21 protein-coding genes are annotated in these 20,588 nt (G+C 68.6%); 11 read left to right on the top strand and 10 right to left on the bottom strand.

What is annotated here, in order from left to right; translation table 11 throughout:
- Window positions 1-6: 6 nt before the first annotated feature.
- A complete protein-coding gene (locus tag AB0D14_RS00860) occupies window positions 7-654 on the bottom strand; it encodes an ATP-binding protein (protein ID WP_362772686.1) in 648 nt (215 codons plus the stop codon).
- A 223-nt stretch (window positions 655-877) separates the two neighbouring features.
- Between AB0D14_RS00860 and AB0D14_RS00855 the strand changes: the two genes are divergently transcribed.
- The 7 genes from AB0D14_RS00855 (at window position 878) to AB0D14_RS00825 (ending at window position 6,143) form a co-directional block, all read left to right on the top strand.
- Entirely contained in the window at window positions 878-1,726 is an 849-nt protein-coding gene (locus AB0D14_RS00855; protein ID WP_362772683.1) for a helix-turn-helix transcriptional regulator, read from the top strand.
- Window positions 1,723-1,917, top strand: a complete 195-nt coding sequence (locus AB0D14_RS00850; RefSeq protein ID WP_362772681.1) for a DUF397 domain-containing protein — start codon at window positions 1,723-1,725, stop codon at window positions 1,915-1,917. The genes AB0D14_RS00855 and AB0D14_RS00850 overlap by 4 nt, the downstream gene beginning before the upstream one ends.
- A 574-nt stretch (window positions 1,918-2,491) precedes the next feature.
- A complete protein-coding gene (locus tag AB0D14_RS00845) occupies window positions 2,492-3,415 on the top strand; it encodes a winged helix-turn-helix domain-containing protein (RefSeq protein ID WP_362772678.1) in 924 nt (307 codons plus the stop codon).
- A gap of 158 nt (window positions 3,416-3,573) precedes the next feature.
- Window positions 3,574-4,029, top strand: a complete 456-nt coding sequence (locus tag AB0D14_RS00840) for a hypothetical protein (protein ID WP_362772675.1) — start codon at window positions 3,574-3,576, stop codon at window positions 4,027-4,029.
- 4 nt (window positions 4,030-4,033) lie between these two features.
- A complete protein-coding gene (locus AB0D14_RS00835) occupies window positions 4,034-5,200 on the top strand; it encodes a hypothetical protein (protein ID WP_362772672.1) in 1,167 nt (388 codons plus the stop codon).
- A 288-nt stretch (window positions 5,201-5,488) separates the two neighbouring features.
- A complete protein-coding gene (locus AB0D14_RS00830; protein ID WP_362772669.1) occupies window positions 5,489-5,662 on the top strand; it encodes a hypothetical protein in 174 nt (57 codons plus the stop codon).
- Window positions 5,663-5,741: 79 nt separating this feature from the next.
- On the top strand, window positions 5,742-6,143 hold the full coding sequence (locus AB0D14_RS00825) for a hypothetical protein (protein ID WP_362772667.1): 402 nt from the start codon (window positions 5,742-5,744) through the stop codon (window positions 6,141-6,143).
- 62 nt (window positions 6,144-6,205) lie between these two features.
- Here the strand turns inward: AB0D14_RS00825 and AB0D14_RS00820 are convergent, their stop codons facing one another.
- The 7 genes from AB0D14_RS00820 to AB0D14_RS00790 all read right to left on the bottom strand — a co-directional run bounded on the left by AB0D14_RS00820 (window position 6,206) and on the right by AB0D14_RS00790 (window position 12,692).
- Window positions 6,206-6,445 (bottom strand): hypothetical protein, encoded by a 240-nt coding sequence (locus AB0D14_RS00820; RefSeq protein WP_362772664.1) that lies wholly within the window; start codon window positions 6,443-6,445, stop codon window positions 6,206-6,208.
- A 105-nt stretch (window positions 6,446-6,550) separates the two neighbouring features.
- Window positions 6,551-6,763, bottom strand: coding sequence for a hypothetical protein (locus AB0D14_RS00815; RefSeq protein ID WP_362772662.1), 213 nt, complete (start codon window positions 6,761-6,763; stop codon window positions 6,551-6,553).
- A 748-nt stretch (window positions 6,764-7,511) separates the two neighbouring features.
- The gene (locus AB0D14_RS00810; RefSeq protein ID WP_362772659.1) at window positions 7,512-8,555 is read right to left on the bottom strand and encodes a formylglycine-generating enzyme family protein; all 1,044 of its coding nucleotides are present in this window, start codon (window positions 8,553-8,555) and stop codon (window positions 7,512-7,514) included.
- 28 nt (window positions 8,556-8,583) lie between these two features.
- Window positions 8,584-9,567, bottom strand: a complete 984-nt coding sequence (locus AB0D14_RS00805; RefSeq protein WP_362772656.1) for an aliphatic sulfonate ABC transporter substrate-binding protein — start codon at window positions 9,565-9,567, stop codon at window positions 8,584-8,586.
- Window positions 9,568-9,752: 185 nt separating this feature from the next.
- The gene (locus tag AB0D14_RS00800; protein WP_362772653.1) at window positions 9,753-10,532 is read right to left on the bottom strand and encodes an ABC transporter ATP-binding protein; all 780 of its coding nucleotides are present in this window, start codon (window positions 10,530-10,532) and stop codon (window positions 9,753-9,755) included.
- Window positions 10,529-11,341 carry an ABC transporter permease gene (locus AB0D14_RS00795; RefSeq protein WP_362772650.1) on the bottom strand — a complete coding sequence of 271 codons (813 nt, stop codon included), beginning with the start codon at window positions 11,339-11,341 and terminating at the stop codon, window positions 10,529-10,531. Before AB0D14_RS00795 ends, AB0D14_RS00800 begins: the two co-directional genes overlap by 4 nt.
- Before the next feature lie 37 nt (window positions 11,342-11,378).
- Window positions 11,379-12,692 carry an ROK family transcriptional regulator gene (locus AB0D14_RS00790; RefSeq protein ID WP_362772647.1) on the bottom strand — a complete coding sequence of 438 codons (1,314 nt, stop codon included), beginning with the start codon at window positions 12,690-12,692 and terminating at the stop codon, window positions 11,379-11,381.
- Between the two features lie 422 nt (window positions 12,693-13,114).
- On the opposite strand from AB0D14_RS00790, the gene AB0D14_RS00785 reads away from it, so the two are divergent.
- Window positions 13,115-14,644 carry a sulfatase-like hydrolase/transferase gene (locus AB0D14_RS00785; RefSeq protein WP_362773136.1) on the top strand — a complete coding sequence of 510 codons (1,530 nt, stop codon included), beginning with the start codon at window positions 13,115-13,117 and terminating at the stop codon, window positions 14,642-14,644.
- Window positions 14,644-15,996 (top strand): family 43 glycosylhydrolase, encoded by a 1,353-nt coding sequence (locus AB0D14_RS00780; protein WP_362772644.1) that lies wholly within the window; start codon window positions 14,644-14,646, stop codon window positions 15,994-15,996. The genes AB0D14_RS00785 and AB0D14_RS00780 overlap by 1 nt, the downstream gene beginning before the upstream one ends.
- A gap of 79 nt (window positions 15,997-16,075) precedes the next feature.
- On the opposite strand, the gene AB0D14_RS00775 is transcribed toward AB0D14_RS00780, so the two are convergent.
- Window positions 16,076-17,413: a hypothetical protein gene (locus AB0D14_RS00775; RefSeq protein ID WP_362772641.1), complete on the bottom strand. Its 1,338-nt coding sequence runs from the start codon at window positions 17,411-17,413 to the stop codon at window positions 16,076-16,078.
- Window positions 17,414-17,576: 163 nt separating this feature from the next.
- Between AB0D14_RS00775 and AB0D14_RS00770 the strand changes: the two genes are divergently transcribed.
- Both AB0D14_RS00770 and AB0D14_RS00765 read left to right on the top strand, forming a co-directional pair.
- The gene (locus AB0D14_RS00770) at window positions 17,577-18,299 is read left to right on the top strand and encodes a hypothetical protein (RefSeq protein WP_362772638.1); all 723 of its coding nucleotides are present in this window, start codon (window positions 17,577-17,579) and stop codon (window positions 18,297-18,299) included.
- 214 nt (window positions 18,300-18,513) lie between these two features.
- Window positions 18,514-18,816, top strand: a complete 303-nt coding sequence (locus tag AB0D14_RS00765; protein WP_362772635.1) for a hypothetical protein — start codon at window positions 18,514-18,516, stop codon at window positions 18,814-18,816.
- Between the two features lie 80 nt (window positions 18,817-18,896).
- On the opposite strand, the gene AB0D14_RS00760 is transcribed toward AB0D14_RS00765, so the two are convergent.
- Window positions 18,897-20,489: an FG-GAP repeat protein gene (locus AB0D14_RS00760; RefSeq protein ID WP_362772632.1), complete on the bottom strand. Its 1,593-nt coding sequence runs from the start codon at window positions 20,487-20,489 to the stop codon at window positions 18,897-18,899.
- Between the last annotated feature and the right edge of the window lie 99 nt (window positions 20,490-20,588).

The following is a 20,588-nucleotide window of genomic DNA, read 5'->3' as shown; positions in this document are numbered from 1 at the left end:
GACGCCTCACCAAGTGTCCCGTGGGTTCGTCTCGGCCTCGAAGTGGGTCTGTGCCCGGTCCAGGGCCTCGTCCGGGTCGCAGCCGTGCGCCCGGAGCCAGTGGAGGAGGTCAGCGATCACATCGATCGCCGCCTCCTCCGCGACGGCCACGCTCAGCAAGGAGTCCTCCGTGGCCGCCGTACGGGGCAGACGGGCCGCACCGTAGAGGCCGAGCATCGCCTCGGCCCGTGTGACGCGCGTCCCGCCGCTGTGGCCATGTGGCGAGGGCAGGTCGGTGGCCAGCTCGCACCAGGTGACCTTGTGGTCCGATCGCAGTTGGACACCCCACCGTTCGGCGACGGCGCCGACAAGCATCATGCCGCGTCCGGACTCCGCGTCGGCGGACGCGCCGACGAGTGTCGGGAGCGCCCTGGTGTCGGTGTCGTGGACCTCGATGCGCACAAAGGTTCCGTTCATGGCCAGTGCGAGGGTGGTCGGAGTTCCCGCGCCGACGTGGGTGACGACGTTGGAGACGAGTTCGCTCACGCACAACTCCGCCGAGTCGGCGATCCGATGCAGCCCCCAGAGCCCGAGGTTCATACGAACGATGCGCCGCAGGGATGACACCTCCTCGGGGTCGGCCAGAAAAGCCAGGTCCCACGGCTTCCGCACCATGCACGCTCCTTGGATCACAGCAGCTCCTCCCACCACACCGGCGGCACGGCTCACCCGGTCGATCGGTGAGCCCCAGCCGCTACATGCCGTTGCCTGTCCGCACACAGCGTGACGCCGGCTCATCCCGTTCTGCAATGTGCACGAAGGGATTCCCACGAATGAGTGATTGGCAAGGCCACGCCTTGGCACTGAGACTGGGGGCCGCTACGAAGAGGGGGCTCGCATGGCAGGTTCACCGACGGCACGTCGCCGTCGACTCTCGATCGAGCTGAAGAAGCTCCGCGAGAAAAGTGCGCTGACCTGCGCTCAGGTGGGAGCGGCTCTGGACTGGAGCGGGTCCAAGGTCAACCGTATGGAGACGGGAAGCGGTCGGGTCCAGCCCTCGGACGTCGATGGACTGTGTCGCTTCTACGACACCAGCGACGAAATGCGCGAGTTTCTCAAGTCCCTGGCCAGAGAGGCCAAGACGCGAGGATGGTGGCAGGTACACGGCACAGGGGTGCCGGAATGGTTCAACATCTACATCGGTCTGGAGCAGGACGCGTCGACGTTCCGTCAGTACCAGTGCGAACTGCTGCCCGGCCTGTTGCAGACCGCCGAGTACGCTCGTGAACTGCACACCTGCGGCAGCCACATGACAGCGAACGACATCGATCGTGCCGTGCGCGTGCGCATGGAACGTCAGGCGATGCTGGTGCGTCCCGACGCCCCGGACGCCTGGTTCGTCGTGAACGAGGCGGCGCTACGGCACGTGATCGGTGACCGCTCTCTGATGCGCGACCAGTTGGAACGCGTGCTGGAGTCCACTCGGACACCCGGCGTCACCCTGCAGATCCTCCCCTTCGACTGCGGGAGCTACCCGGCCACCGGAGCATTCACCGTCCTCGGCTTCCCCGACCAGGAGGACCCGGACATCGTGTACCGGGACGGCATCACCGATGCCGTGTACCTCGAAGGGGAGCATCATGTGCGGGAGTACACCAGGGCCTTCGACGGCCTGAGGGCCGCCGCCCTCAGCCCTCAACGTTCCACCAAGTTGGTCGAGTCCATTCTTAAGGAATACGCAGGATGAAGATCGCGCCGTCCGCTTCCGAAGTCCCCTCACCCTGGTTCAGGTCCTCCTACAGCAACGGCGCCGGCGGTGAGTGCGTCGAGGGTGCCCGCGTCGAGGGCGGTTTGCTACTACGCGACTCCAAGTGCGCAGCGGGACCGGTCGTAGCCGTTCGTGTCCCGGCTTGGCGGGCTTTCATACGGGCCTTGTAGGGCTGCACCTCGGCTGCGTAAACGGTATGTATGCCTTGGTGGCCGTGGCGCCACCCGCTTCTTGGCAGTGTCGTGCTTCCGCGCGCCGCGTAAAGGGCGGCCTTCGGCCGTCGCCTGCGGCGATTGCGCTGCGCTTCATCCTTGACTCGGCCCGCTCCAGCACGGGTGAGAAGCGAGCGCGCGGCCCGGAGAGGCGGGGGCCCAGGAGGCATGGATGCGGGCGGGTTGGTTGGGCTGTGGGGCCGGGCTTGTGGGCGCAGGCGCGTCTAGCCAGCATGCCGGGATGGCTCAGCGGCTCTCCGTAAGAGGTTGGCAGTTGCTTGGCCGGAGCCAGAATGCGGTGCGACGCGGGTCCGCCCATTGCCCGTCGGGTTGGACTGTTTTGGCCAACTTACGGACGCAGATGGTTACTTGAGGCCGCAACTGGTTGCCGGTCGGTGCTCCGGTGGCATTATTTCCTTGGCCCGCCAGGGGGATGGGCCGTACGGGACGCGGGGGCCGATCATTGGTTTTACGGATTCACTTCACTGCGGAAGACCTCTCACGGGTCGTTCTGGCGGGTCGCCCGGATCCGATGTGGGAGGTGCTGCTCAGCATGCACCTGCTCCAGAACGGGGACGGGCCGCTGGTGTTCGACCGTTGGCGCAGGCAGGTGACCGGGCGGGCCGGGCGAGTCTGGGGCGGCGTGCGGCTGTTGGCTCCGCCGCGGGGCTACTCACCGGACTTCCTGACCCCCACCCTGCCCGAGCCCGGTGGGGAACTGGACGACGGGATCGAGGCCCTGCTGTCCACCCCGCGCCGACGCCTGCGCGCGGATCTGACGGAACTGGCCGAAGACCGGCGCGTACCGGCATGGGGGCAGCGGCTGGCCGACGGTGACGTTCCCTCGTTGCGCGTCCTGGCGGATGCCCTGCGACGGCATCACCGACTGGCCGTCGCACCGTTCTGGTCCCACATCCGCGCCCGCTTCGACGCGAACCGGACCGCCGTGGGAGCGGCGATGCTCAACCAGGGACTCGCGGGAACACTGCCCCTCCTGCATTCCTCGCTGCGCTGGGAATCGCCCATCCTGTACGTCGGCGGAGAGCATCTGGGAAGCGACCTCCATCTGCGGGGGCGTGGGCTGCGGCTCGTCCCGTCGTTCTTCTGCTGGCCCGGTCCCACGCTCCTCAAGGACCCGGAACTGGATCCGGTGCTGGTCTACCCGGTCGACCACGATCCGCTCTGGCTCGCGGGAAACCCCGCCGCACCGCCGGCCGCCCCCGAGATCGCTCTCGGCGCGCTGCTGGGCAAGACACGGGCCACGGTCCTCCGGGCCGCCGCCGACAGCTGTACGACCACCGATCTGGCCCGGCGCTCGGGCATTTCGCCGGCCAGCGCGAGCCACCACGCCGGGATCCTCCGTGAGGCACGGCTGCTCAACACCCGGCGAGTGGGCGGTGCGGTGATCCACCACATCACGCCGTTGGGCGCCGCGCTCTTGCACGGAAACGGCTGACCGGCCTCCTTACCCACCGGACAGCGATTCGAATCTCTTCCTCGGAGGGCTTTCGACGTACGCCGAACAGATTGCTCCCCGAACGCGGTTCGGGTGAGGCTCCTTCCCGCAGGCTCGGCACACGCGGCCGAACCACCACTCGGGATGGGGAACTCACCATGCGTATCTCACCTTCACTGCGGTTATTCGGTGCCGCGGCGGCAGCGGGCGGACTGCTGCTCACCACGGCGGGCGCGGCCCACGCGGACAGCGCGGCCTACGGCACCTATGCGAACGAGGGCCTCTATCCGGAGTCCACGTCGTGCGCCGGCTCCTACTACTCCCCGGTCGCGAACCACACCGTCAGCTACGGCGGATACACCATCACGCTGAAGTACTTCTACAACGGCGGCTGCGGTTCCTTCGCCCGGATCGAGAACGCCCCCACCAACTGCTCGGCCTACCTGGACCGTTCCGACGACGGCGGTGCGGAAGGCTGGGTGAACACGTCCGAACCGGTCGAGGCCGGCCTCACCTACGCCTACACCAAGATCGGCAACAACCTCGACGGGCGGGTGTCCCGCGCGGCGCTGGTGTGCAACGACGGCGTCGTCGACCGCACGAACTGGTACTGAGCGCATGCCCCGATGGAACAGGCCGCGTCCCGTGGCGGCGTTGTGCGCCGTGGCCATGGCCGTGATCACGGCCCTGCTGAGCCCGACAGTGACAGCGGCGGCGGACACGGCATCGCCCTCGCCGCGCGCCGCGGCCGGCCTCACGGTGCCGGCGGGCGTGACGGCGGGAGTCGCCGTCTTCGACCGGCAGACCGGCACTTTCACCGAGCAACTGAACCCGGCCATGCAGTTCCGGTCGGCCTCCGTGGTCAAACTCCTGATCGCCCTGGACTACATGTGGAACCGCGACCCGGACTACGAGATCCCCGCCGCTGACCGGGCCCAGCTGAACTCCATGCTCCGCAGCAGCGACGACGACGCGGCCAGCGACTTCTGGGTACGAGGCGGCGAGGGCGCGATCGTCAGCCGGATGGCCTACGAACTGAAACTCCAAAACACGAACCCGCCACCGGACGGCCAGGACGACATGTGGGGCTACACGGCCATGTCGGCCGCGGACACCGTGAAGATCTACCGCTACCTGCTCGACCAGGCGCCCGCTCCCGTCCGCGAGCTGATCATGGGCAACCTGCGGCAGTCCACACGCTGCTCCACCATCGACCTCTTCGACCAGCACTTCGGTATCGCGAGCGCCTTCGACCGCCCCTGGGCGGTGAAGCAGGGCTGGTCGGGCTTCGGCGGCCGCGAAAACGGTACGTGTCCTTCCGCCGCGTCAGTTCAAGGCGGGGAGGCGGCGGACGTCGACGTGACGCACCCGGCCCTGCACACGACCGGGACGGTGGGCGCAGGTGACCGCTCCATCGTGGCCGTGTTCACCCTGCACAACACCGGCACCCCCTATGGCAAGGCCTACACCGACCTGGGCAGGCTGACCCGTTCACTGACGGTTCCCGGCGGTGTGCGCCCGACAGGCACGTGGTTCGGGACCTGGAACTCCGGTGTCAACGTCCGCGACGGCGCGACGACCGGCTCCGCCGCACGCATCAAACTCCCCGCAGGGGTCGAGGTGCTGGTCGGCTGCCAGAAGGAGGGCCAGACCGTCTCGGTCCCCCCGTACACCAACCAGTGGTGGGCCTACCTGCCCCAGTACGGCGGCTATGTCAGCAACATCTACATCAGCAGCCCGGACAATCAACTGCCCGATGTCCCCCTGTGCCGAAGTCAGCAGTGAATTCCTGCGTCCTCAGGAACTCCATAGTCCCGCACGCCCGACCTGAACACACACCCTGCAAAGGAAAGGAACCTTCACGTGCTCCTTCGACGGCTGATTGTCACCGCTGCCGGCCTTGCTGCCGCGTTCGGTACAACTGTTGCAGCGCCCTCCGCATCCGCTGCTGACGGCTGCTGGCCGGACGGCGACGGCATAAGGTCCTGGTGCTCAAACGTCTCCGGTGCCTCGGTCTACGGATCGATAGGAAACAACCACCTGTATCCCAATCCCAACGAAATCGTCGGAACCATGTACTCGAACCCGAGTTGGTTCTACTGCAAGCTGGACGGACAGGCCTACGTGGGCGGTCCGCACCCGACGCGCTGGCTCATGACCAAGGCCGACAACGGACAGTTGGGCTGGATGAAGGACACCGCCATCTACAGCGAGACGGACCCGGTGCGCGACTGCTATTCCACGTGAGGGGAGTACGGGAAATAGCCGGACAGCCGCACAGCACCTTTCGTCCGAGATCGAAAACTAGTGAGAAACAGATAGGTCGATGAGTAGAACCAGTAAGCATCTCTCCCTCTGGATGGCAGCCCTCGCTCTCACGGTGGGTGGTGTGATTTCCGCCCCCTCGGCCAGTGCCGCATCTGACGATGACTGCGCGGTTCGGGCAAGCGACGGACGGCTGTATTGCGGGAATGCGGCGCCGGCCATCACCCGCCTGGGCGCCTACCATGAGGCACCCATCACGGGACAACTGGAAACGAATTACAGTTGGTTCGACTGCTGGACCAGTGGCGGACTGCACGGAGGCGGCAATACCACCTGGTACCACACCGCCGCCGACTGGGTTGCTCCCGGCTACGACGGGTGGGGCTATGTTCCGGCGGACTGGGTGAATACGCCGGGTTCGTTCGACGCCAATCCCACCGCGCGCGGTTTGCGGCACTGCTAGCCCTTCAGTCGTAGATTGCGGTGCTCGCTGTAGTTCCTTGATTGGTAGGGTGTTGTTGCTGGTCAGGTCGTTGCAGTGGCGGTGATGTTGTTCCATCTCCGGTGAGCTTCGGCGGCTTGGTGTTGGTGGTGACGGCGCCAGGCGGACCAGTGCAGGAGGTGGTCGCGTCGGGGGCGGGGCAGGGCGGTGATCCGCAGGAGGCGGAGCAGTTCGCGGGCGCTGGCCGGGACGGCCTCGCTGTCGGTGATGGTGGCCGTGGTGGTGCGGGCGCGGGTGACGGCCAGGACTGCTGCGGCGAGCATGCTGATCAAAGTCCAGCGCATCCAGGAGTTTCAGCAGGTGCTCTGGCCCTGGTCCAGGCCGCAGACGCCCTTGGAGGTCTGGAAGTCCTCCTCGACGCGCCACCTTCAGCACACCACATCCACAAGATCGGCCGGAGTGACGGGCGTGGCCGAGTGGCAGCGGTAGAAGGAGAGTTCACGGGTGTAGCGGTGACGGCGGACCAGGATGGTGGCGTGCCTGGGCCGGTGTGTGTCGGGGGTGTCGTCGGGCTGGATGTCGAGCAAGGCCCAGTCGTAGTGGCGGTCGCCCCTGAGGCCGTGGCCGGTGCGCAGGCGCATTCAGCTCTTCTTCGGGACCCGGGCCGCGAGGTCGGTGACGGTCGGGCGGCCGCCGTCCATGTCTGCTCGGCTATCGTGGCCTCTGCGGCCACCTGGTTCTGAAACGTCGTCACAAACGTTCATGATCACGGTGGCCGTACTCATGCTCGCAGGCACCCCGCCATCCCGCTGACCAGCCTCAACTCACGACGCAGCAGCCACATCTACAGCTGCCGTGACGGAGAAGGCGCACAGTCCTGTACTCCACCGCAGTTCCTGCCCATGTGTGGTCCGTGTGGTCCCTCAGTCGGGCACTGCGACCCCAAAGAAGCGGACAGCGCGGCCACGATCGGCGTGCCGACCTGATCCGCTGCGATGGCCTGGAGCGCGCGCATGGACGATCACGGAGACGCCTTCCAGCCGTGGGGGTGGGAGAGCAGCGACAGCGCTGTGCGGCGCACCGACGAGGAAGGGGCGGCGATTGCGCGCTACGTTCGGCACGCAGCGAACAAGCTGGGTCCCCAGCACCCGTTGTGCCTCCCCGGTGAACCGCAGGAATGTGGACGGACCGCGCAACAGCATGTGTTGGCCTGGTCTGCCGCACCTCAAGGCCGTAGCCCATCACCTTATGAAGTTGTCCACCCTGAGCGAGGCAAGAGGGGCTTTCGCTGCTGGACCTCTGTACCAGCGGCGGTTGGCTGAGCTGCGGGAACAGAGCACCCCTGTGCCTGCTGCCCATTGACCCCACACCCCTGACTTCCCTGGTCGGTCACTCACGGCATTCGGCGTCCCAGGCCACCCGGAAGCCAAGATTGCCCGCAGAGCTGTCGACTGTGTTCGCGGTGCGGGCGGCGACGCGGTAGCGGTTGCAGTACGAGTCGTGGCAGAGGTACGAGCCGCCTCGCATGGCACGGCGGTCGGGGTCGTCGTCCTGCCAGAGGTCGGCCGACCACTCCCAGACGTTTCCGGCGACGTTGTAGAGGCCGAAGCCGTTGGGGAGGTAGGCGTGCACGGGTGCTGTGCCGGCGTAGCCGTCGGCTTCGGTGTTGCGGAACGGGAAGGTGCCCTGCCAGATGTTGCAGCGGTGCTTCCCACCCGGGGCGAGTTCGTCGCCCCAGGGGAAGCGGGCCTGGTCGAGGCCTCCGCGTGCGGCGTACTCCCATTCCGCCTCGGTGGGCAGTCGTCCGCCTGCCCACCGGCAGAAGGCAGCCGCGTCTTCCCACGTCACGTGGGTCACGGGGTGGTCCCAGCGGCTGTCCAGTCGGCTGTCCGGCCCTTCCGGGCTGTTCCAGGCGGCGCCTTGGACGCCGCACCACCAGGGAGTTGCCGACGGGCGTGGTGACGTCTTGCGCAGGGTGCCCGGCAGGAACTTCGCGAACACGTAGCTCCAGCCGAACTCCTCCGCTTCGGTGCGGTATCCGGTGTCCTCGACGAACGCCGCGAAGCGGGCGTTGGTGACCGCGTAGGCGTCGATGACGAAGGGCCGGACCGATACGTCACGGACGGGGCCTTCGCCGTCACCCGCGTTCGCGTCCTCGTCCTCGCTGCCCATGCGGAAGGTTCCACCGGGGAGAGTGATGCGGTCGGCGTATCCGGTGTGCGGAGGGTGGCGGGCGGCCGCTGTGGCAGAGCTGAATCGTGTTTCGCGGGTGTTGGGGGTGTTGGGGGTGTTGGGGGTGTTGGGGGTGTTGGGGGTGTTGTGAGCTTCTGGCTTCTGCCTTGGAGGGGTGCAGCAGCTTTTCGGGGTTGGCTGCGGGCTCCGCTGCGTGGTGGGTTCTGTGGTGGGTTCTGGCGTTGCTGCGGTGCTCTTCATCGCTGTCCTGCGGCTCGGTCGGCGCGGACTACTTCCCGTATGCCTTCGAGTAGAGATCGCCCGTGTAGTACTCGGCCGGGTCGGGATTGTCGTCCAGTTGCTTGTTGCGGACGAAGAAGTCGCCCAGTTTCTTGAGCCATTCGTCCACCTCGCCGCTCTTGGTCTTCGCCGCCAGGTCCTTGGTGGAGAGGGTCTGGACGTGGGAGGCGTCGGCCTTGGTCTGGGCCTCGGTGACCTCAAGCATTTTGGCGGTGAGCGCGATGGTTTCCTCGGGGTGCTCCTGACGCCAGTCGTTGGCTTGCTGGAGCACCTTGATCACCTTGCTGTTCTTCCCCTCGGGCACCTTGTTGCCGGCGACGAACGCCGTGGGGAAGGCGTCCCCGGTGTCCTTGGTGTTGGCTATCTCCTCAAGCTTCGGGACCTTCTTCTTGATGGTGTCGATGGCGGGGTAGAAGAAGCCGGCACCGTCGATCTGTCCGGAGGAGAAGGCGGAGACGATGGTGGACGGGTCCATGTTGACCTTGGTGATGTCCTTGGCGGTCATCCCGGCCTTCTCCAGGGCGATGTTGAGGATCATGTCGCCGGAGGTGCCTTCGGGGACGCCGACCTTCTTGCCTTTGAGGTCCTTCATGGACTTCATACCGGGCTGGCCGATGACACGGTCCGCGTAGGTGAGGGTGTTGACAGCGATGACCTTCGATCGGCCGGAGGCGGGCAGCCACATCGCGCCGGGGCCGATGTAGCCGTAGTCCAGGTCACCGGCGCTGAGTGCCTGGATCTGCACCGGGCCGTTGTTGAACGACTTCACCTTCGCCGTCAGGTCCGCCTTCTTCCACAGCCCCTGGTCCTCGGCGATCGCCAGCAGGCTGGCGCCGTTGTAGTCACCGATGTAACCGAACCGGACCGTGTTGTCGTCCCCGGAAGAACCACCGGAACACGCGCCGACGGAGAGGGAGAGCACCAAGGCCATGGGCAGGGCCGTGAAGGCGCGCCTGATCGTGCTTCTGGGCATGGGTGTGGGCGCAGGCGTGGGCATACGGGATGGTCCTCTCGGGGTGACGCTCGGGCGATGCTCGGGTTGGCTCGCAGGTGCTCGGGCCGGCTTTGAGGAAGCCCGGAGCAGAGGTTCGGAGCAGAGGTTCGGGGCAGCGGTTCGGGGCAGCGGCCCGGGTTAATGGCTCGGACGGGGCTGCCGGGTCAGGCTGACCGGGCCGGCGCTTCCTGGTGGTACACCGAGGTCCACACCTCGTTGCGGATGCGCCGGAACTCGGTCGAGAGCCGGATCTCCTCGGTACGGGGGTAGGGCAGATCCACCTCGATGACGCGGTGGATGCGGCCGGGCCTGGCGGCCATGACGACGACCCGGCTGGCGAGGTAGACGGCCTCGTCCACGTCGTGGGTGATGAACAGGACTGTGCGCTTTTCCTGGCTCCAGGTCTCCAGCAGCTGGTCCTGCAGCTGCACCCGGGTCAGGGCGTCGAGGGCGCCGAACGGCTCGTCCATCAGCAGCACCTGGGGGTCGACCGCGTACGCACGGGCGATGGCGCAGCGCTGCTTCATGCCGCCGGACAGCGTCTTGGGCAGGGCGTCGGCGAACTCGCTCAGGCTTACGAGATCGATGGCCTGCTCGGCCCGCCGACGTCGCTCCACTGTGGGGACGGAGGCGAGCTTGAGCCCGAACTCCACGTTCTGCCGCACGGTCAGCCAGGGGAACAGTGCGTACTGCTGGAAGATCACCCCCCGGTCGGGGCCGGGCCCGGACACCGGCGTGCCGTCGACCAGGACGCTGCCCGAGTCGGGCTCCTGCAGCCCCGCGGCCATGTTCATCAGGGTGGACTTGCCGCAGCCGGACGGGCCCACGACCGTGACGAACTCCTGGTCCGCGATGTCCAGGCTCACCCCGCCGAGCGCGGTGAAAGTGGCGCCCTTCAGGGGGAAGGTCTTCACCACGTCACGGAAAGAGATCTTGCTGTTCATCGTCGCTCCTGCCAGCCGGTGAGGCGTCGCTCGGCCAGCAGCAACAGCCGGTCCATGACGAGCCCGAGTACGCCGATCGTGATCAGGGACACGAAGATCGTGTCCATTTCGAACCAGGTGGACGCCTTCTGCATCCGGTAGCCCAACCCCTCCTGCGCGCCGATGAGTTCGGCGGCGACCACCGTCGCCCAGGACGCGCCGAGGCCGATCCGCATGCCGACGAGGATGAACGGAGTGGAGGCCGGGACGACCACCTTGGCGAAGATGATCCGGTCCGGGGCACCGAGCACCCGGGCCGCGTTGATCAGCGTCTTGTCGACGTCGATGACGCCCTGGAAGGAGGAGACGACGCAGGCCATGAACGAGGCCAGGAAGATCACGGCGATCTTCGGCACCTCACCGATCCCCAGCAGGACGACCGCCAGCGGAATCAGCGCGAGGGGCGGGATGGTGCGGAAGAACTGGATGTACGGCTCGATCAGGGCGCGCGCCGTCGCGTACCAGCCCATGAGGAAGCCGACCGGTACGGCCACGACGACGCCGAGGGCGTAACCGATGAAGACCCGGCGCAGGCTGGCGAACGTATCCGACGCCAGGGTGCCGTCGGAGATCATGGTGCCGGCCTTCTGCGCCACCGCCGTCGGCGAGGGGAGGTCCTCGACCAGCCCCAGCGCGGCCACGACGGCCCACAGGGCGACACCCGCGGCCAGTGCCACGGCGTTCAGGACCAGGGGCCGGAGCCGGGAGCGGCGCGGTCGCTGCTGCCGCGTGTCGGTGGCGGTCTTCTCGGGAGGAGTGATCACAGCCATGGGTTCCTCTGGTTCCTCTGGTTCCTCGCTGATGGCTTCACTCGTTCTCCTCGGAGACGGGCTGCGGATAGTGGGAGAGCAAGGGGGATTCGTGGAGGACGAGGGCGATGCCGCCCAGCGCGCTGCCGGCCTCGCCGAGCGTCGCGCGCCGCACGTCCACGTACCGGCGGGCCATCGGCATCAGGTGCTGCCGCAGGGCCCGTTCGACCGGTTCGAGGAGGGCGGGGCCTGCCTCCGCCAGTTCGCCGCCGACGACGATGACGCCCGGGCCGACGGCATGGCAGACCGCGGCCAGCACCTCGCCGATCTCGCTGCCGACACGCTCCAGCACCTCCAGGGCGGTCGGTTCGGCGGCCGCGGTGGCGTCCAGGAACGCGGCGAGGTCGGCAGCCCGGCCGCCGGCCTCGCGGTAGCGGTACAGGACCGCGTCGAGCGAAGCCCGGGTCTCCAGGCAGCCGGTCCCGCCGCATTCGCACTGTCGCCCGGCCGGGTCCACGGTGATGTGCCCGAACTCGCCCGACAGGCCGTACCGGCCCCGGTGCAGCGCGCCGCCCACGACCAGACCGCCGCCGACGCCGTGCGACAACCGCAGGTAGAGCACGTCGCTGCTGTCCGCCGCCGCGCCCCACACCGCTTCGGCCAGGGCCGCGAGGCGGGTGTTGTTGTCCAGCAACACCGGTACCCCGAACCGTTTGCGCAGCAGGTCCGGCAGGCCGTCGATGCCCTGCGCGTGGGCGTTCTCACTGCCGGGGTCCGTGGTCGGCCCGACCACGCCGACGCCGATCGTGCTGAGCGCGTCGAGGTGGACGGTGGCTGACCGGCCCTGACTCCGGTCCTGGCTCCGGGCCCGGGCCTGACCCCGGCCGCCGTCCGCCGCGCCGTCCGCCCCGTCGTCGGACGAGCCGTCGGACGAGCCGTCGGACGAGTCGGTGGCCAACGTGGTCAGGAGACGTGCCGCGATGTCGACCCGCTCGGGCCAGGACAGGTCCGTGGCATGCGCCTCGCTTGCCGAGCCGATCACCTCATGGGCGAAGTTGACCGCCGCGACGTGCACGGCGCGGCGCGCGAAGTCGATGCCGACCGCCTCACCGGCGGCCGGGTTGAGGCTGAGCTTCTCCACCGGACGGCCGCGCTTGCGCACCTCGACATGCGGTGTGCTGGTGACCACCGCGCCACTGCCGACCAGGCCGCCGACAATGTCGTGGAGCGTCGTACGGGACAGCCCGCTGCGGGCGCCCAGGTCGGCGCGGCTCATCGGACCGTGCTTGCGGAGCAGATCGAGAACGCCGTGCTCATGGCTGCGCCTCAGCCGCGTCAGTGGGCCGTCGTGTTCGTGCATGCCGGACAGCATGTGAGCACCGGGTATTTTCGTCAATGAGTTGGGACGAAATCTTTTCGCCCTGTCGGCCTCCGCTGCGCCCCCTGCTTCAACTGGCCTGACCTGCCAGGACGTACGGGGAGACAGGCCCAGTATCGCGCCTCGTAACTTTTTGGTAACTCAGGATGGCGATCGCGCGACGCCGCCGAGAGTCCCGGGTGCGTCCTGAGTACGCCCTGGGTGCGATTTATGGCAGCACCCTTGACATAAATCTCGGCCGGGTCCGAGCATGGCACCGCCGCCTGGGCGACATGGCGGCGGGCCGGACACTGCCACGGCCGTTGTGCCACGCCGATGCGACTGCCTGCCCCCGCCAATGTGCCACGCCAATGTGACCGTCTGCCCCGGCCGACGTGCGAGCCGGATCCACCCGAGAGGCCCCCGTGCGCCACAACATGCTCTTCCTGATGACCGACCAGCACCGTGTGGACACCCTGGGTGCGTACGGCAACCCGCACACGCGCACCCCGAACCTCGACCGGCTCGCGGCCGAGGGCACGCGGTTCGACAGCTTCTACACGCCCACCGCGATCTGCACCCCGGCGCGCGCCAGCCTGCTCACGGGGGCGGCCCCGTTCCGGCACAAGCTGCTGGCCAACTACGAGCGCAACGTCGGCTATCTGGAGGACCTCTCCGACGGCCAGTTCACCTTCTCCGAGCAACTGCGCGACGAGGGCTACCAACTGGGGCTGGTCGGCAAGTGGCACGGCGGTGTGCAACGTACCGCCGCCGACTACGGCTTCGAGGGCCCCGACCTGGCCGGCTGGCACAACCCCGTGGACCACCCCGACTACCTCGCCTACCTGGAGGAGAACGGCCTGCCCGCGTACCGCATCACGGATCCGGTACGGGGCACCACGCCCAACGGCAGCCCCGGCAACCTCCTTGCCGCCCGCCTCCACCAGCCGGTCGAAGCCACCTTCGAGTACTACCTGGCCACGCGCACCATCGAGATGCTGCACCGCTTCGCCGCGCGGGACGACCGCGGTGGCGCGCAGGACGACGGCGGTGGCGTGCAGGACGGTCGCGACGGAGGGGCGCCGTTCTTTCTGGCCACCCACTTCTTCGGGCCGCACCTGCCGTACATCCTCCCGGAGGCGTACTACGACATGTACGACCCGGAACTGGTCGAACTGCCCGCCTCGGTGCACGAGACCTTCGCCGAGAAACCGGCCGTCCAGCACAACTACAGCAAGTTGTGGGCCTTCGACACCATGCCGCTGGAGGAGTCGAGGAAGCTGATCGCCGTCTACTGGGGCTACGTCACGCTCATCGACGAGCAGATCGGCCGCATCCTCGACGCCGTGCGCGAGCTGGGCCTGGACGAACGCACGGCCGTGTTCTTCACCGCCGACCACGGCGAGTTCACCGGCGCCCACCGGCTGCACGACAAGGGGCCGGCGATGTACGAGGACATCTACCGCATCCCCGGCCTGCTGAAGGTTCCGGGCGCCCCGCGGGGCCAGGTGCGCGACGAGTTCGTCTCCCTCACGGACTGCACCGCCACCATCCTCGAACTGGCCGGCAGCGACCCCGGGCCGGCCGTGGACAGCCGCAGCCTGCTGCCCCTCGTACGCGGTGAGCACCCGCAGTGGGACGAGCACCACCTCGCCGAGTTCCACGGCCACCACTTCCCGTACCCGCAGCGGATGCTGCGCACCCGGAGCCACAAGCTGGTGATCAACCCCGAGTCCCGCAACGAGCTGTACGACCTCGACGCCGACCCGGACGAGCTGCACAACCTCTACGACGACCCCGAGATACGCGGCATTCGCACGGCGCTGACCCAGCGGCTGTACGACCTGCTCCGCGAGCGCGGCGACAACTTCTATCACTGGATGACGCCGATGTACGACGTGAAGACGGACTACGACACCACCCTCTCCGTCTTCGAAACCGCCGCGAACGAAGGTGAGTTCAACTGATGAACAGGTCCGAGAACGGAATACCCGTCGGCCGACGGACTCTGCTGGCCGGGGCCGCCGGCTCCGCGGGGGTGGCGGCACTGTCCATGGCCGCCGGCCAGCCGGCGCAGGCAGCGCAGGCAGCGCAGGCAGCGCAGGCAGCAGGCGCATCGGCACGGCCGTACCCGCCGAACTGGCCCGATCCCACGCCCTACGGCCTCGCGGACACCCGCGAGGACCTGTGGCCGCGCGAGGACAACTCCTTCGTCCTCCCCCTTGAACTCCGGCCCCGCGACAAGGAGCTCGGCCGGGTCTGGATGCGGGACACCTACGTCAACTGCTTCGTCGTCGACGGCCGTCCGCTCTACGTCGCTACCGGCACCACCCGCGTGCCCGGCCTCCCCGCGGCCGGACCCTGGAACGACGGCCTCTTCGTGTGGACGGCACGGGACATGCGCGGCCCGTGGAAGCTCGCCGACACCACCGGCATCCGCCCCGGCGCCGAGCGGGGCAAGGTGTGGTCGCCCGAGTTCGCCGACGAGAACCGCCCCGGGCGCACGGTCGTCGCGCCGTGGCAGGAGTACTGGTACGACGACCGGTTCGGCAAGCGCGGCAACGTCTGGGCGCCGGAGCTGCACCACTTCCGCGGCAAGTGGTACATGGTCGCCTGTATGGGCGACCACTCGCGGAAGGTCGGCTCGTTCATGCTGGTGAGCGAGGGCGGGGTAGAGGGCCCGTACCGCCTCGTCCGGGGCAACCTCGACAAGCCCTTCGGCGACCCGGTCGCCGGCGGGCCGGCGTTCATCGAGCCCGGCGCGTACCACCACATCGACGGCAGCCTCTACACGGAGGGCCGCGAGGCGCGGCTGGTGCTGCACAACAACCTGCACGCCACGTTCCGGGAGGACATGGAGGACATCGTCCCGACGACGAACCTCCCGTCGTTCCAGCAGACGCCGTACGCCCCCGAGCCCTATCTCGAAGGCGCGTACGTCTTCAAGCACGGCGGCAAGTACTTCCTGCTGCACGCCGCCTGGGATCGCAGCTCCATCAACCCCGACGGCAGTACGCGCAACGCCTACGACCCGCCCGGCACCGGCCGGACGCAGTACCAGTACGACGCGGTGGTCGCTGTCGCGGACCGCTTCGAGGGCCCCTACTCGCAGCGCTGGACCGCGGGCGTGGGCGCCGGCCACAACAACTTCTTCGAGGATCACCGCGGCGGACTGTGGGCGACGTTCTTCCGTAACCCGGCCTTCGGCTACTGGTCGAACGCGTCACGTGTCTCCGACGCCGCCGCGCCCGGTGTCGTGCGGCTGGAGTGGACGGGCCCGAAGGGCGACCGCATTCAGGTCCGGCGCCGGACCAGGTAGGAGTGCGGCGAGCAGGAGTGCGGCGAGCAGGAGTGCAGCGGGCAGGAGTGCGGCGGGCGGGGCGCTGTCGGCCCGTCGTTCAGGACCCGCTGGAACCGCTGGACTCGGCGGACGACTCGGCGGAGGAGTCCTGGAGAGCGCGGAACGTGTCGAAGAACGCCGGGTTGTGGGCCATGTCGCCGTTCGCCGAAGGCTGGGCGACGAGGTTGGCGTACAGGCTGTTCAGCAGCCACGGCGGCTTTATCCGCCCGATGTCGCGGACCATGGGAGGCTGCTGGAGTGCGCCGTAGGTGGCCACCGCCAGTCGGCCCGTGGCACGGAACTGCTCTACCTGGTCGGTCAGGTAGTCCTCGCGGGAGGCGAACCACCGGCTGTTCATCAGCAGATCGCGCCACCGCCGCTGCGAGACAGGCTTCGCAGCGGCGTCCCGCGCCTCCTGCCACACCGGGGTGTCGGCCGGCACCCCGTAACGGCTCGCGTACACAGCGGGCACCGAGTCGTTCCAATGCAGCTTCCACCAGCGCACCAAGGAGAATTCGGTGGCCAGGAAACGCTGCTCGGAACGGATCCGCGGCAGCACGTAATCCGTATACGCCTCGGCGTTGTCGAGGCTGGTGACGTGCGGGTGAATGTCCACGCCCTCGATCTCGGGAGTGGCCTTGACGTGCGCCAGCCAGCCGTCGACGGCAGGGGTGCGCCAGTCGGGGTCCTCAAGCCGGTTGAGGGCACCCATGTACAGGCTGGTCCGGCAGTCGGACCCGTAACGCTTCTTGCGCTCGGCGATCACGTGAGCGGCAACGGCCTTGTAGAAGGGGTTCAGGAGGGTGGCGCGGTCCTCCTTGCGCGTCTCGAAGAACGGCTCGTTGCCGATGACCAGGAGGCTGACCTTGTCCAGCACGGCGTCCAGGACCTTGTCGACGCGGGCGAGTTCGGTGTCCATCGCGCTGGTGCCCGGCTGCGGGAGAGGCTTGGACTGGTACGGGAACTTCAGCGACAGCACGGTTCCGTAGCCGGAACCGGCGAACGACAGGAGGGAGCTGATGGCCGGCTGCCGGGGCGCCTCCACGGTGTCCAGGTCGGGCATCGCGACGAAGCCGCGCACCCACTTCGTACGCAGGTCGTCCAGCACCGCGGCGGTGATGCCGCGCGGCTCCTCGTTGAAGTTCGCGCCGAGCACGCCCTCCGGAGCCGCGAGACGCGCCCCGTGCCCGGTGTCACCGCCCGAACCGCCGCCGGAGCCGCTGCCGCCTCCGCCTCCGGAGCTGCCGCTGTCACTGCGCCCGGAGCCGGCGGTTCCGTCCTGTCCGCACCCCGTGAGCAGCAGCGCGGCACCTCCGGTGAGGCCGAGGAGTCTGCGACGACCGAGGCTCTGCGATTCAGCCCGGCGCTCGGCGTTCGGCTCACCCGGTTCCAGCACGTGCGGCACCCCAATCTCGCAGCAGTCCGGCAGTGGCGTGCCGAACAGCATGCGAGGACTCAGGGTTTTATGTCAACTGCACGGAAAAATTCCTCACGCGACGCGCCTGCGGTACCGGTGCCCGGAGGGGCAGAGCTCGGCGGACTCGGGGATGATCTGTCCCATGGGGCATGGGAAAGAGCGTGGGCCGGACAGCGACGACGCCCGGGCGTGGGACGAGCGGCTGGCCTGGGCGTACGGACTGATCTCGAAGGATCCGCTCGAACGGGCTGTCGCACTGGACCACTTGGCCTCCGCCAGAAAGGCGACCGCGGAGGCTCTGGACCGGTTCAACACGGCGTTGATGCTGTTGCAGGGGCAGGGCGTGCAGGACCCGTACCGGAATCCGGATCTGCTGTCGGCCTACGAGGAGTACCTGCGGGTCCGGAGCTGTTCGCTGCCCGATGGAGTGTGGGGCAGAGGGGACTGGGACTACGAGGACATCCTCGCGTGGCCTGGGCTGCCCTACGCACTGCTCTTCCTGGAGTGGGAGGCCCGGTATCCGCAGGAGTGGACTCGCCATGCCAAGGCCTGGGGCACGAAAGAGGGACTCATCCGGGATCTGGCCGCGGACACCGTCGGGCAGGATCCGGTGGCCCGGGCCAAGTTGATCGACCTGGTGGAGATCGTCGTACGGCGGGCCTACCGCTGTAAGGATCGCGAGTACGTGCGCGTTGCCCGGGTCGTCGACGGGCATCCGCTGCGCGTGCGACTGGAAGCGGTCCGGCGTTCGGAGAATCCCTGGGCTCAGTTGCACGCCGGGTACGTGCTGTGGATGCTGGACCGGCCCGAGCTGCCCAACAGCCGTCGCGTCTGGCTGACTTGGCTCGCCGACACGCGTCAGTGAAACGGCAACCTTTTCTGGCACGGCTGCCACCAGCCTCTGACAGATCCTCACCTCCTGTACGAGGAAGGTCAGATGATCGGGCGTGACCGGTCGGCGGGCGCGGCAGACCGGCGGATGCGGCAACAGGGCGGACGCGGCAACCGGGCGGACGGATAGTCTCGGCTGACCGTCGGGCGCGGCAGACCGTCGGACGTGGAAGCAGCAGGAGGCAGTGATGGCGAAGGTACCGGCAGCGGTGGTGGCCGCGAGTGGGCTCATCGGCGGGTACGGGGTCGCTCGCTGGACCAGGAAGCGGCAGCTCGGCGGGGTCGTACTCGCCGCCGCCGGGGCGACCGCCGCCCAGCAGTGGCGGCAGCAGGCCGGCGGAAGGGCGGCGGGGGCGCTGACCGTCGCGTACGTGGCGGCCTTCGCCGGATCTCATCCGCTGGCCAAGAAGGTCGGGGCGTGGCCCGCGGTGTTCGGGATGGCCGGGGCCGTCGCGCTGGCGTCGTGGGCCGTGGCCGACCGGCGGGGCTGAGGATCGGCCCCGCCGTCGGCGCGGGTCACTCGCGACTCACTCGCGGCTCATCCGCGGTTCATCCGCGGTTCATCCGCGGCTCACTCGTCGATCGCCTCGCCGAAGCGGGCGTTGTCGCCGGGGGCGCCGAGCGAGGTCGCACCGTAGAGCCATGAGCCGCCCGTGACGAGGCCCTTCGTGCTCGCGGGCAGCTGCCAGACCACCCCGTCCCGGGTGTCCTCGCCCGGTGCGGCGGCCAGCAGTTCGGAGCGGCCGTCGTCATCCGAGTCGGCGAGCCGCACCTGTGCGCCCCACAGGTCGCCGGCCTCCGCGGTGCCGGGTACGTCGGTGCTGTTCTGGTCGAAGGACTGGGCGCCCGTGGCCGTCAGGCCGTCGGCCGAGCCGCGCAGCAGCCACACCGCACCGGCGTCGGCGACCGTCCCGATGTCCTCGCCGGGAGCGCCCACGGCGACGTCCGCGTAACCGTCCCCGTCGACGTCGTCGACGGAGAGCTCGGTGCCCCAGGCGTCACCGCGCTCACCGGCGCCGGGCACACCCGGGGAGTTCTGCGTCCAGTACTGGGGCGCCTCTTCCGTCGCGTCCTCGGGACCTTCCTGCCCCTCAAGGCCGTTGTCACCGCCGTAGTAGACGCCGATCAGGCCGCCGGTCATGCCCTCCGCCTCGTGGTCGAGGCTGCTGTTGTGGCCCGTGACCAGGTCGTCGTACCCGTCGTTGTTGATGTCCCCCGACGCGGTGGAGACTCCGCCGCGAAGGTCACGCTGGTGGGTCACGCCACTCTCGCCGCCCGAGTAGACCGCCGACCAGCCCTGGGCGTGGTTGTCGTCCGGGCCGTAACCCGAGATCACCAGCTCCGCGTAACCGTCCGAGTCGTAGTCGCCGGTGGTCAGGTAGGCCGGAGTGATGGCGCGTCCGGCGGGGTGCGCGGTCGTGTCGAGTGTGCCCGTGTGCCGCAGCGCGCCCGCGCTGTAGGTGAACAGCTCCGCGCCGCGCCGGTCGGCCACGGCGACGACGTCGCCCGGGGTCGCCCCCGTCAGCCGTGCCGCGGTGGCGGTGGAGCCGAAGCGGTCCCCGGCGGCCGGGTCCGCGGAGGCGACGGTGACGCTGCGGGCGGTGCCCAGTCCGGCCTTGGAGCCGTACAGGACCGTCGCACGGCCGGCGTCCTCCAGTGAACCGGCCTCCTCGCCGGGCGCCCCGATCACCGCGTCGTCGTAACCGTCGGCGTCGATGTCACCCGTGGCGACGGCCGCACCGAAGGCGTCGTACGTCTGCGAGGTGCCCGGGACACCGGACGTGGACTGGCTGAAGACCGCGGTACGGGCCTTGGGGACACTCTTGTTGGTGCCCATGCCGTTGGCCGCCCCGTACTGGACGGTGACGAACCCGGCGCCCTCCTTGCCGTCGACGGTGCCGCTCGGCGCTCCGATCAGGACGTCGTCGTAGCCGTCGCCGTCGAAGTCGGAGTTGCGGTCGTTCGCGGAGGTCCCCCCGGGAGTACCCGCGAAGGAGGCGGGCGCGGCGACGATCCCGAGGCCGGCCAGCAGCAGGAAGGAGGCCGCGGACACGGCGACCGAGGCGGACCCGCGGCGGGGGCGTCTGGCGGTGACGGTCGTCTGCTGCTTGACCTGCTCGACCTGCTTGAACTGCTTGAACTGCTTCAGTCGCGTGCTGCTCATGATCTGTTCCCCCGTTGATGTGCCGTGGCATGTGCCACGGCATGTGCATGGCCCGTGCGTGACTTGTGCGTGAATGCGGCGGTAAAGCCGTGTTGCTCT

Origin of the sequence: Streptomyces sp. NPDC048484, from assembly GCF_040651415.1 — a bacterium.
Taxonomy (GTDB): Bacteria; Actinomycetota; Actinomycetes; order Streptomycetales; family Streptomycetaceae; genus Streptomyces.
This window is presented reverse-complemented; position numbering and strand designations above follow the sequence as displayed.

Excerpts from the sequence above, each read along its gene's own strand:
- AB0D14_RS00860 (WP_362772686.1), bottom strand. The coding sequence starts at position 654 with ATGGTGCGGAAGCCGTGGGACCTGGCTTTTCTGGCCGACCCCGAGGAG.
- AB0D14_RS00855 (WP_362772683.1), top strand. The coding sequence starts at position 878 with ATGGCAGGTTCACCGACGGCACGTCGCCGTCGACTCTCGATCGAGCTG.
- AB0D14_RS00850 (WP_362772681.1), top strand. The coding sequence starts at position 1,723 with ATGAAGATCGCGCCGTCCGCTTCCGAAGTCCCCTCACCCTGGTTCAGG.
- AB0D14_RS00845 (WP_362772678.1), top strand. The coding sequence starts at position 2,492 with ATGTGGGAGGTGCTGCTCAGCATGCACCTGCTCCAGAACGGGGACGGG.
- AB0D14_RS00840 (WP_362772675.1), top strand. The coding sequence starts at position 3,574 with ATGCGTATCTCACCTTCACTGCGGTTATTCGGTGCCGCGGCGGCAGCG.
- AB0D14_RS00835 (WP_362772672.1), top strand. The coding sequence starts at position 4,034 with ATGCCCCGATGGAACAGGCCGCGTCCCGTGGCGGCGTTGTGCGCCGTG.
- AB0D14_RS00830 (WP_362772669.1), top strand. The coding sequence starts at position 5,489 with ATGTACTCGAACCCGAGTTGGTTCTACTGCAAGCTGGACGGACAGGCC.
- AB0D14_RS00825 (WP_362772667.1), top strand. The coding sequence starts at position 5,742 with ATGAGTAGAACCAGTAAGCATCTCTCCCTCTGGATGGCAGCCCTCGCT.
- AB0D14_RS00820 (WP_362772664.1), bottom strand. The coding sequence starts at position 6,445 with ATGCTCGCCGCAGCAGTCCTGGCCGTCACCCGCGCCCGCACCACCACG.
- AB0D14_RS00815 (WP_362772662.1), bottom strand. The coding sequence starts at position 6,763 with ATGCGCCTGCGCACCGGCCACGGCCTCAGGGGCGACCGCCACTACGAC.
- AB0D14_RS00810 (WP_362772659.1), bottom strand. The coding sequence starts at position 8,555 with ATGAAGAGCACCGCAGCAACGCCAGAACCCACCACAGAACCCACCACG.
- AB0D14_RS00805 (WP_362772656.1), bottom strand. The coding sequence starts at position 9,567 with ATGCCCAGAAGCACGATCAGGCGCGCCTTCACGGCCCTGCCCATGGCC.
- AB0D14_RS00800 (WP_362772653.1), bottom strand. The coding sequence starts at position 10,532 with ATGAACAGCAAGATCTCTTTCCGTGACGTGGTGAAGACCTTCCCCCTG.
- AB0D14_RS00795 (WP_362772650.1), bottom strand. The coding sequence starts at position 11,341 with ATGGCTGTGATCACTCCTCCCGAGAAGACCGCCACCGACACGCGGCAG.
- AB0D14_RS00790 (WP_362772647.1), bottom strand. The coding sequence starts at position 12,692 with ATGCTGTCCGGCATGCACGAACACGACGGCCCACTGACGCGGCTGAGG.
- AB0D14_RS00785 (WP_362773136.1), top strand. The coding sequence starts at position 13,115 with ATGCTCTTCCTGATGACCGACCAGCACCGTGTGGACACCCTGGGTGCG.
- AB0D14_RS00780 (WP_362772644.1), top strand. The coding sequence starts at position 14,644 with ATGAACAGGTCCGAGAACGGAATACCCGTCGGCCGACGGACTCTGCTG.
- AB0D14_RS00770 (WP_362772638.1), top strand. The coding sequence starts at position 17,577 with ATGGGGCATGGGAAAGAGCGTGGGCCGGACAGCGACGACGCCCGGGCG.
- AB0D14_RS00765 (WP_362772635.1), top strand. The coding sequence starts at position 18,514 with ATGGCGAAGGTACCGGCAGCGGTGGTGGCCGCGAGTGGGCTCATCGGC.
- AB0D14_RS00760 (WP_362772632.1), bottom strand. The coding sequence starts at position 20,489 with ATGAGCAGCACGCGACTGAAGCAGTTCAAGCAGTTCAAGCAGGTCGAG.